The 256-nt window shown below is 73.8% G+C and carries 1 protein-coding gene; it reads left to right on the plus strand.

Annotation, left to right across the window (positions count from 1 at the left end; translation table 11 throughout):
* The coding region (locus JS521_RS36230; protein WP_205087056.1) for an acyltransferase domain-containing protein at positions 1-256 on the plus strand (256 nt) is incomplete at both ends.

Here is a 256-nt window from a genome sequence, read left to right on the forward strand (position 1 = left end):
TCGAGGTCGCGGTGTTCCGGCTGCTGGAGTCCTGGGGTGTGGTCCCGGACGTTCTGCTCGGGCACTCGGTGGGCGAGGTCGCGGCTGCCCACTGCGCGGGAATCCTGACCCTGGCAGACGCGTGCGAGCTGGTCGCAGTCCGCGGCCGTCTGATGCAGGCGCTCCCCGCGGGCGGGGCCATGCTCGCGGTGGAAGCCACCGAGGCCGAGGCCGTCGCGGCGACCGAAGGCCGCCTGGACATCGCCGCGGTGAACGG

It is taken from the genome of Streptomyces durocortorensis (assembly GCF_016901035.1).
In the GTDB taxonomy this organism is placed as follows: Bacteria; Actinomycetota; Actinomycetes; order Streptomycetales; family Streptomycetaceae; genus Streptomyces; species Streptomyces durocortorensis.